Genomic DNA, 10,150 nt, shown 5'->3' on the forward strand with positions numbered 1-10,150 from the left:
AAGGAGGCGAAATGTGGCCCACCAAGCCCGTTGCCGACTCACGGGTGTTTGATTCCTCGCGCCGCGAGCTCCTGCTGTCACGTGGCTGGCTGGGGTTTGAAGACGACCTCTAACAAGGTCCGCGACGCCTCTGTCGCCGACCCCAAGGCGCAGGCGCTGCGCGAGGTCCACCGCGAGATCGACCACGCGGTCGTCGCCGCCTACGGCTGGTCGGACGTCGATCCGCGGGTTGGTTTCCACGACTCGAAGATCGGTGTGCGCTGGACGGTCTCGAAGGTGGCTCGCTTCGAGATTCTCGACCGGCTGCGCACCCTCAAACAGCAGCGCTATGACGCCCGGTCAAAGTAAGCCTGCGCACACCGGGTGGTAGGTGGGGTTCGGACCGACGAACGTCGCCCACTCGCGGGCGGTCAGGTCGCGCCCCACTGCCTGGCACACGCGTCTGCGCAGGTCCGGCTTGGTGAGTGACCAGATATCGAGCTCCGCGCCGAAGAAGTTGTACGTGGCGAGAAGCCGGCCGTCGCCTGATGCATCGGCGGAGATGAAGGGCCCTCCGATCGTCCAGACACCGGCTTGCGGAAGGCGGGTGACACGGTCCAACACGATGGACTTCGCCCTGCCGGAGACGATGACCTGGTTGAAGCCGGGCACCTCCGCGATGCCGAGGACGTAGGCCAACGTGCTGTCGGCGTACGTGCCGCGGACGAACAACTGCGGGTCGAGGAAGATCACCTGTCCGTCGCCATAGCCGATGACGACCTGACCGTCCTGGAGGACGACGAGCCGAGCGAGTCCGGTGGCGCCGGTGAGGCGAGTCGTGGCCACCACGGCGAGATCGGACCTGCGGACCTTGACCGCGGTCGGTGGCGAGTCGGAGTTGTCGGCCACCACGGCGTACAGACTGTCGGCGCCGTCACGGCAGCCGATCGCCTGGGCGTGACCGGACAGGCGCAGCGAACCCGCCTGGGCCCAGTGACCATCGCGCAGCCCGTATCTGCGCAGGTCACCGTCGCGGTAGGAGACGAAAAGCTCCGCGTCGCAGAAGGCGACGTGCATGGGCACGTCGTTCGCTCCGGTGGCCGTCGGGAGCTGCCGGCCGCTGGGCACGTCCCACACGAGGACGGACTTCCTGGTTCCCGTCTTGTCGCTCAGGATGGCGCCGGCCCACGGACCGCCCGGGCTTGTGGCGAGTTCGAGGACGGACTCACCGGGCGGCGAGGCGAGCATCCGGGCACTCGCCGAGTTCAACCCGGAGGCGCCGCCGGGAGCGACGTACACATTGCTGAAACGGCGGATCACCAGATCAGGGCCCGCCCACGCCACCGACTGGCCGCCGATGAACCGAACCGCCTTGACCGTCGCCGGGGTGTGGCCGCGATCCAGTATCTCGGCTATCCCGTCATGGACCCAGACGGTGTCCCCTTCGGATGCGGCGGCGACACCGGGCGCCCTGAGGCCGAACTCCTGGGCGTGCCTGGTCACCTGCCAGCCAACGGTCACCGCGGAAGTGCTCGCGCTGACGTGGACGTCGTCGCTGGAGAGCGTGGCATGGACCTGAGAGTAGGGGCCGCGGTCACCGAGCACCACTTCGGCCTCGCCGGGTTGGAGCGCGAGCAGTTGCGAGCCGCGGGTGGCGAATCCGACCGGCACGCCGTTCGCCTGGATCACAGCGCACTGCCATGTCGCCTCAGCGGGGGCCGTCATGACCGTGGACATCGAACAGTCGCCCGGATTCACCTTCGTAATCTCGTGGGGCCGCACGAGTAGGGCGCCGTCGCCGGCGACGGCAAGACCGACGACGTCGCTGGGTTCAGTGCAGTGCACGGGGGGCGCCGCCGGATGGCCGAGGTCGAAACGGAACAGCCCGGACCGGTCGCCGTAGGCGACGATCGACGTTCCGTCCGGGGAGAATCCGAGCAGCTTCGCGGCGTTGAGCTCGAAATTCAGTGGCCCGCGTTTGCTCGGGACGGGCAGAGTCAGCGTGGTTCCCGGCGTCCACGCCGCGCCTGCGGGTGCAAGCACCGTGATCTTCAAGTCCGATGAAGCGAATGCGGCCGCCTGGCCCTTCGGCGAGAAAGCCAGCCCGTCGACATAGACCTGCCGTGCGGACAGTTCCAGCCCGGGCGGGTAGTCGTGCTGCCAGAGTACCCGCCCGGCCTTCGTCGACACGAGCTGCACCGACCCTGCGGTCGTATCGAGCAGCGCCAAGGTCCCGTCACCGGAAACCGCGGGCTCCTCATACCGGCCGTGCTGTGGACGCAGGATGTGCACGAGCGTGGAGTAGTTGCGCGCCAAAGAGTCGAACGTGTCAGTGCTCTGTCCTGTGCTCGCCGCGATGTCGTCACTGGCCATCGCCAGTAGCAGCGACAGGCCGCCGCTGTCGCCGACGGACAACTGGTCGGCCGTGGCCGCGACTCTCGCCGCGGTGTCCCGGGTCGCCTGGACCCTGTCGCGTGCCTGAGTACTCAGATGCTGGCTGTACAGCAGGGAACCGCCCACAGCCGCGGTCACCGCCACGGTCGTGACGGCGGCCCAGAACCCCTTGGTGAACCGTTTGCGGGTAAGCTGGACGGCTTGACGCACATCGGCGGCATAACCGACCGTAACGTGCAGCCGCTTCGCCGCCGGGGCAGCGTCCGGACTGCAGACTTCGGGGAACACGACGCGAAGCTCAGCTTGACGTGCCGCCTCCAGCTTTCGGTCGCAGCCGGTCACCGTCCCCAAGTTCCCGTCCGCGCCGACCACGCCGCTGACCGCCCAACGGTGGTCCAGCTGCTTCAGCCGGACCACCGGGATCCGACCGAGCCAGCGGCGAAGACGCCGCGTCAACTCATCGAGCGCCACCGCGAACGCGGCGCCGAGTGACCCGTAGATGACATCGTTGCAGGGCACTTCGTGATCGACGATCGCCCACGTGACACACCATCCCTCAGGCCGCTGCGGAGCTGCAGACCACGCCCTGAGCAACGACTCACCGAACGCCGCGTCGCTGACCAGGAACGGCATCAGAACCGGATCAGGATAAAGCCCGGAAGGACCGACCGGCAGTGCCCTGAGCCGCAGCACCGCCGAGCCGCCCGACCCGCCCCGGTCGAAAAGCACCGGGAGCTCGACCTGGGCGGCCGGGCTCGGCAGGCCAGCCCGCAGCGCCAGAGCGACCAGCGCGACGTAGGCTGCAGCAGGGCCGTCTGCGGACTCTTCCACCTGATGCAGCACCGAACGCAACTGTCTGTCCGAGGTCGCGAAAAGCGCATCGGGAAAAGCGTGGGGCAATCCGCCCGGTACGACCTCGGCGCGCTGCCAGTGCGCAGACGACTGCCGAACCAGTTCCGCCGCGGAATCCGGGGCGGCGAGAGCGAGCGCCACCGACAGGACCGCGCGGGCAGCCGACAACGCGGGACGCTCGCGTGACTCAGCCGCCGGACCGTCCGCCTGACGCGGCCACGGCTTCGACCTCTCCAGCAGTGCCTTGACGTTCTCGCCCTGCGCGTCCAGCAAGGCCGACAAGCCGGCAGGGTCCGTGCGCAACGTATCCGAGCACAGTTGAAACCAGCGGCCCGCGCGATCCTGCGTCAACTCCCGGAACCGCAGTCTCGACGCACCCAGACTGAGGGGCATGCTGCGGTCCGGCGCACTCGGCGCCGAATTCTCCCTGACCGTTTGCTCGCCCCCGCCCGTCATAGTTCCGCGGAGATCCCTTCTCGCACTGGGTCGCCCTCGGGAAGCCTTCCGCGGATCGCGTCCCACGCAGCGTGACCGGCCCCGCCCGTACTCCGTACCGAACGGCCGATGACCGGCAGGTCCCCGGCCCCCAGCGACGTCGCAGGGCGAAGACGCAGAACCGCCACCTCCACCGAACTGCCGGCATCAGGGATCGACAACGCCGCGGCGGACCAGCCAGCGTCGCCGGTCGTCGCTGGCACCAGGAAATCGAGATTGCCCCGCACCGTGGCCACCCGGACCTCAAAAAGCTGCTGCCCGGGCGGGAGCTGGTACGCCTCGATGATCAGCTCCACCTCGTCCGGGCCGGCCTCACGCAACACGCACCGCATGTCCCGTTCGTCGCTGGACCACTCGGTCTCCAGCGGCGCGGCCTCCTCCTGGGTGTTCGCTGCCCTCGCGCGGACCCGGTCCAACCGGGGCAGCACACCGATGAAGTCGCCCAACCCGGGTAGCACCAGCGACGGCTCGGCACGACGGCCGCGAACCGCCACGGACCCTGCCAGCCGCGGCAGCGGAGAGAAGGCCGGAGTGGTTCGAGCAAGACCCGCACGCAAACGCGCGAACACTCCGCGCTCCGGAGCGGCGGACGGCACCGGTGCGAAAGCCGGGGTGACCTTGCCTAGTCCAAGGAGGAAACGGTGCACCGGCGAATCAGTTCGCATCGTCGCCCCCGCTTAAGGGGGCGACGGCCTGTGCCGCCGGCAACGGCACCGACCGTTGAAGAGCCCTCTCCAACGTCGCCACGGCGCCGACCCCGGCGAGGAGGGCGCCCCAGCCGTTCCCGACAGACCCCTGGGAACCCAGCCCAGCCGCTACCCCGGCCCCGATGCCCAGCCTCAGGCCCGTGTACATTGCGAACGACAGGAATGAGAACTCTCCCGGCTGATTCCACGGGAACCCGTTGACCCGTTTCATCGCCTTGGTCAGATCCAAGGCTTCCACGAGGAGCGCGCCGCCCAGACCCCAGATGCTCGCATCGAGTACAAGCACGGGGCCACTCCTCGCTCAACGGACGAACAGCTGTCATGCCGATCCGGAGTCGGAGACCGGGCAACCACACGGCAGGGTGCTGGCTCAGTTTAGCGCCCGGCGGTTCGGCGGGAGCTGCAATCCCCGAAGAGACGACGACACCGCCGACGGCGGATTCGGTCCGGATCGACCGGTGACTGTCCGGGCCGTCCCGTAATCCCGGCAGGGTGAGCACATCAGCCAGTGCGCAGATTTCTGGGGACACCGCGGGGCAGGCGACATCGTATGAGGTCCGGGCCGAACTGGAGCGGTTCCTCGAGCGGGATCTGCTCGGCCCGTGGGACGGCCCGGGTGGGGAGCTGCCGGCGGGGATCACCACGTCGGACCGGTACCCGCCCGGCCGGCTCGTGCCGCGGGTCGCACCGCTCGAGGTGCTGCCGCGTCCGGGCCTGCCGACAACTGAACAGCTCCGGCCTGATCCGATGCCGGAGCAGTTCACTGTGCCGTTGGCGAACCCACTCGACGCATCGCCGAATCTGCGGCGCCTGAGGCGGATCCGATCAGCTGCCTACGGTTGCACTTTGCAGCACGACCTGCAGCACTGGGGCCGCAAGTCAGATTATCGTCGTCGTAGCAGTAATTCGGTGGTGTGATGCAACGGCCGCGACAACCTGGTGGCGGTCCGGCCGTCTCCGGCCAGGGCCAATGTCAAAGTAGGCTTTCGTCCGTTTTATGAGTGATCGTCAGATCAGGTGGAGTAGTTCTGTCAGGAGTTCGGGCCTGCGCGCGTGTTTGCGCAGGGCTTTGGCGATGTTGGTTTCGCCGGCCAGGCGCAGCATGCTGATGACGAGGTTGCGCAGGGTCGCCATGATCCGTGGCAGTGTTCCGGTGCTGATCGCGGACTTGTCCTCACCGAAGGCGACGTCGCGCACGTAGTGGCATTGATTCTCGATCCGCCAGTGTCCGCGCACGAGGGCCGCCAGTTCGCCCGGCCCGGCCAGTTCGGGCGGCAGGCTGGTGATCACGTAGACGACCTCCTTGGTCAGCCGGCCCGTGGTGCCCGCCCGCCGGGTGTAGCGGATGATCCTGGCGATCTGTTTCGCGCCGGGGAAGTCGATCCCCGCGGCGTCCGCGGTGGTCAGGTGGCGTTCGCGGATCATCCCGCGGGTGCGTTCGCTCTCGTGGTGCTCCCCGTTCGTGCGTCCTTGTACGGTGATGCGCCGGTGGCAGGCTTCGAGCAGTGCGGGCTGGTTCGCCTTGACCGTGAAAACGTAGTGCGCGTCGTGTTCATGCAGGTGGCGTGCGGTTTCCCGCTGGGTGTGCAGGGCGTCCATCGTGATGACGGACCCTGCGATGTCCATGCCGCCGAGCAGGATGCGCGCCTCGGGGATCTCGTTGGTCTTGGAGTCGATCTGCCGCTGGGCCAGGATCGTGCCGGCGACGTGGTCGAGCGCAGCGAGCAGGGTGACCGCCGCGAACCCCGTGGCGCCCGAGCCGCGCAGCACCTTGCCGTCCACCGCGATCGCCCGCAGCGCCGGGCGCGATGCCACGGGTCTCCCGGCGTCGGGGTCCGGGGTGTGCGCTGCGGTGAACCCGCAGGCCACGGCATCGAGCACACCGGCGTCCACGCGTTGCAGGACCCGGCGCACCGTACGGCCCTCCGGGCCGACATACCTGCCACGCAGCGCCTCCCACCGCGCCCCGACCTGCGCGAGCAGTTCCTGCGGGGCGTCGGCGCACCACTCGGCCATCGCGTCCTGGCTGCCGTGTCCGGCCGCCATCGCGCACACGGCCAGGGCGAGGATCACCGGCAGCGCGTGACGCCGCCCGCGCGGGTCACGCGGATCCGGGACCTGCGCGAAGAACGCCGGCAGGCAAGCCGGGCTCAAACCGCGCTGGCCAGAGGCGCAGGGGATGGGGCAGGATTCAACGGCGGGCACGACGGCTCCCGGATCAGACAGCGTAGACACCTGAATGCTCCTCAGACGTCGTGCCCGCTTGCAAGCCGGCCCCCGGCAGCCCCGCACAGACCACGGGTAAAACCCCGCAAACCCACCCACAAGATCACTTTGTCATTGGCCCTGCGTCTCCGGCGAGGCGCGGCTGTCGACGGGTGTTCTTGCCGAATGTGTGCCCAAGTTCCGCGGTCTGGAGGCGAAGGAGCTGGTCAGAGGCTTGTGTGAGCAGGTCTCAAAAACGTCGCGAAAGCTACCCAGGTTCGAATCCTGGACCTGCCACGCGGTGGGTGCGGGTACGGGTGTTTCACCGCTGGTGCGGTCAGCCGTCGCGGTCGGCAAGTGGTGACGGTTCGGTATGCGCTGTCAAAACTGCTTGTATGCCGGTCGTGACTGCGCGGCCGCGCCGATGGTTGCTGTCGGCGCGGCCGCGCAGTCACGCACTTGTGGTGCCTACCGGATCTGGTGGTAGAGGGCGGTGATCTGGGGTGCGCTCAGCGCATAGTCCCAGTCTTGTGCGTTGCTGATTTCTCCGGGGAAGTAGTCGGCGGGGTTGCCGTTGTAGAGGTCTCTGCCGAGGGTGAAGGCGCCGGCGGCGTTCCAGGTGGTGATTCCGGTTGCCGTGGCGGCGAGGGCGCCGTTGACGTAGAGTTGGGCGGTTTTGGTGGCGGCGTTGTAGACGCCGACCAGGTGGGTCCAGTTGGTGGTGGCGCCGGTGGCGGCTGCTTGCGGCTGCCAGGCGGGGTTGGTGGTGTCGGAGGCCATGAAGTACAGGTTCCACTCGCCGCCGCTAGCAGTGCCGTACCCGAGGTAGAAGCCGCTTTCGGTGGTGCCGTCCTGTGCGGCGACCACGGCGTTGTGGGTGGTGGAGGAGAGTTTGACCCAGGCGGAGACGCCGAAGCTCTGCGAGGTGTTGAGCACCGGTCCGCTGCTGGCTCCGTAGCCGGCGGTGCCGTCGAGGCTCAGGACGGTGCCGTCGGGGTCGAGGGTGTTGGCGCGGGTGGTGTCGGTGGTCCAGGTGTAGTTGGTTGCGTTGGTGCCGTTGAGGTTGATCGGGTTCTGGCCGGGGTTGTTCATGGTGCCCAGGTACGGGTCGTGTGCGGCCGCGTTCTGGGCGGCGGTGTCCACGGCGGTGGACAGGAAGGTGGCGCCGTCGGCGCCGTCTGCGAGGGGCCAGGTGTCCTGGGGGATGAGGTAGGCGTTGGCGAGGGCGGCGTAGCCGGGTATGGAGAGGTTGACGTGGTCGGCGGTTTGGGCGTTGGGGTCGAGTTGGGTTTCGCCGTTGCTGGTGTCGGTGATGCCGAGGTTGCCGGGGGCGTCGATGTAGTAGGCGTAGTTGGTCAGGTCCTTGTTGACGTCTTGGCGGGTCTGATCGACGGTGGTGGTGCACGGGTCGTTGCCGTATGTGCCTGGTGACGCGGCGGCGCCGTCGCCGGCGTAGCCGTCGCAGGGGGTGAGTAGGACGTATACGGGTGTGATGTTGAATGCGGCCAGTTCGTTGTTCAGGGCTTTGTAGCCATCATTGATCAGGGTGTTGCTGTCGGCGCCGTTGAGGACGTCGTCGAGTCCTTCGTAGACCAGGACGGTGGTGATCTCGGGGTGGTCGAGGATGTCGCGGTCGATGCGGGAGAGCGCCGAGGGGCCGCCGACCGCGCCGCCGGAGTAGGTCTCGGGGTTGTCGGTCATGATCTGGTTGGATTCGATGCCTTCGGCGATGGTGCCGTAGGGAACTGGGGTGCTGGGTTCGGCGGCGGCCAGGTCGTCGGATAGGCGGATGCTGGTGGAGCCGATCGGGCTGGTGTTGGGCTGCCAGGCGTCGATCAGGCCGTCGCCCAGGACCGCCTGGGTGGCGTCGCCGGTGGTGGCGACGTCCAGGTCGGTTAGGACGTCGGTGAACCAGCCCTGATACGTGCCTGTGCCGGTGAAGGGTGTGCCGCTGGTGTCGGTGGTCTTGTCGCCGGTGCCGGTGGCGGAGAGGTATTCGTAGGCTGTGTTGGCCCAGGAGTGCTGGACGAGGTAGGGCACGGTGTTGGTGAGGCTGAAGGAGACCAGGAGCCACTGGTTGGCGGTCACCGGGAAGGAGGCGGGCGGGTCGGCGTAGGCCATGGCGCCGGCGGGGATGCTGGTGCCGGGCTGGCTGCCGAAGGTGAGTGGAGTGAAGGATCCCGAGGGTAGTGCGGTGGGCAGTCCGCCGCTGGTGGCGTCCAGGGCGATGGTGGCTTTGCCGATCGAGAGGGGGTTGGCGCCCAGGGCGTTGTCGAGTTTGATGCGCACGGCGCTGCCGGAGATCGAGGGTTTCAGGGCGATGCGGAAGGTCTGGTTGTTGAAGTTGGAGCCCTGGAAGTTGTACTGGCCTTCGGAGGGGTTGGCCCAGGCGCCGGTCCAGTTGGTGCCGGTCGGCAGGGTGGATGCGGTGATCGTGTTGGGGGTGACGGTCGTGTTGACTTGGGTGGTGGAGGTGTTGATGTTGCGCAGCGCGATGCCGAAGACGTGCAGCGCGGGGCCGCCGGCGACAAGCTGACCGGTCAGGTCGGGCAGGGTGATCGACGTGATGGTCTCGTTCGCGTTGAGCGGGACGGTGAACATGTAGATCTTCGCGGGGGTGGTTTGCTGCCCGCCGGGGGAGTTGCGGTGCGGCAGTGTGACGGCCGCGATCGATGCGGGTCCGGTGACCCAGTCCGGGACGGTCAGGTCGTAGGTGGAGCTGTCGCTGGTGTAGTTGATGGTGCCGAAGGTGGCCGGGCAGGGGGCCTGGGTGTTGGTGCCGAGATCGCACCAGTTGTCGGCGATGGCGGTGCCGGGTGGAGCGTAGGGTGCGGCGTTGTAGTTGGGGTCGGTGGCGGTGATGGCCGCGTTGGCGCTGGTGGCGGTGACCAGCAGGCTTAGGGCGTTGCCGGTTCCGGTGACCGGGATCGTTTGGTTGGCGGCCAGGATGTTGTCGTGCGCGCCGGTGCCGAAGGCTGGGAGGGTGAAGGTGGCGCCGTCGATGGTGACGCTTTGCTGGGCTTTCCAGCCGGCGTTGGTCAGGTCGGTGGCTGAGAAGCTGAAGTAACCGTCGGCGGCGCCCTCTGAAGGGTTGTTGTCGGGGCTGACGGCGGTGTTGTTCAGGCATGCGATGAAGCTCGCGCAGACGGTGTTGGCATGGCCTGCAGCGAGGAAGGGATAGGACGTCCAGCCGATGTTGCTGTCGCCGGCGGCGTCGCGGGCGTAGACCCACAGCGTGTGGGGACCGTTGGACTGGGGAGCGATGATGACGTTGGCGGCGGAGTACATGGCGTTGACTTCGGTGGCTGTCAGGGCGCGCGTATAGGTTTGCACGTCGCTGACTTCGCCGGGGACCTGGTTGGACAGGGTGCCGCCGGTGGTTTTCACGGCATTGATGACCAGGGGGCCGGGGGCGTTGAAGGTGGCGGCGACGGCGGTGGTGCCGATCAGGGCGCCGTTGACGTAGAAGGCTGCGGTCTTGGCGGTGGCGTCGTAGACGCCGACCAGGTGGGTCCAGG

7 protein-coding genes are annotated in these 10,150 nt (G+C 68.0%); 2 read left to right on the plus strand and 5 right to left on the minus strand.

What is annotated here, in order from left to right; all coding sequences use genetic code 11:
* The first annotated feature begins 96 nt into the window (after window positions 1-96).
* On the plus strand, window positions 97-348 hold the full coding sequence (locus KGA66_RS13000) for a hypothetical protein (protein ID WP_211468150.1): 252 nt from the start codon (window positions 97-99) through the stop codon (window positions 346-348).
* Here KGA66_RS13000 and KGA66_RS13005 read toward each other — a convergent pair.
* The 3 genes from KGA66_RS13005 to KGA66_RS13015 all read right to left on the minus strand — a co-directional run bounded on the left by KGA66_RS13005 (window position 340) and on the right by KGA66_RS13015 (window position 4,713).
* The gene (locus KGA66_RS13005; RefSeq protein WP_211468151.1) at window positions 340-3,507 is read right to left on the minus strand and encodes a WD40 repeat domain-containing protein; all 3,168 of its coding nucleotides are present in this window, start codon (window positions 3,505-3,507) and stop codon (window positions 340-342) included. The genes KGA66_RS13000 and KGA66_RS13005 overlap by 9 nt on opposite strands.
* 170 nt (window positions 3,508-3,677) lie before the next feature.
* Window positions 3,678-4,214, minus strand: a complete 537-nt coding sequence (locus KGA66_RS13010) for a hypothetical protein (protein ID WP_211468153.1) — start codon at window positions 4,212-4,214, stop codon at window positions 3,678-3,680.
* Window positions 4,215-4,374: 160 nt separating this feature from the next.
* Window positions 4,375-4,713 (minus strand): hypothetical protein, encoded by a 339-nt coding sequence (locus KGA66_RS13015; RefSeq protein ID WP_211468155.1) that lies wholly within the window; start codon window positions 4,711-4,713, stop codon window positions 4,375-4,377.
* A gap of 206 nt (window positions 4,714-4,919) precedes the next feature.
* Between KGA66_RS13015 and KGA66_RS13020 the strand changes: the two genes are divergently transcribed.
* Window positions 4,920-5,345, plus strand: coding sequence for a hypothetical protein (locus KGA66_RS13020; protein ID WP_211468171.1), 426 nt, complete (start codon window positions 4,920-4,922; stop codon window positions 5,343-5,345).
* 90 nt (window positions 5,346-5,435) lie between these two features.
* On the opposite strand, the gene KGA66_RS13025 is transcribed toward KGA66_RS13020, so the two are convergent.
* Both KGA66_RS13025 and KGA66_RS13030 read right to left on the minus strand, forming a co-directional pair.
* The gene (locus KGA66_RS13025) at window positions 5,436-6,662 is read right to left on the minus strand and encodes an ISAs1 family transposase (protein WP_211468173.1); all 1,227 of its coding nucleotides are present in this window, start codon (window positions 6,660-6,662) and stop codon (window positions 5,436-5,438) included.
* Between the two features lie 438 nt (window positions 6,663-7,100).
* On the minus strand, window positions 7,101-10,150 hold a 3,050-nt coding region (locus KGA66_RS13030; RefSeq protein WP_312886892.1), incomplete at its 5' end, for a LamG-like jellyroll fold domain-containing protein.

Origin of the sequence: Actinocrinis puniceicyclus (genome assembly GCF_018283645.1) — a bacterium.
Lineage (GTDB): Bacteria > Actinomycetota > Actinomycetes > Streptomycetales > Catenulisporaceae > Actinocrinis > Actinocrinis puniceicyclus.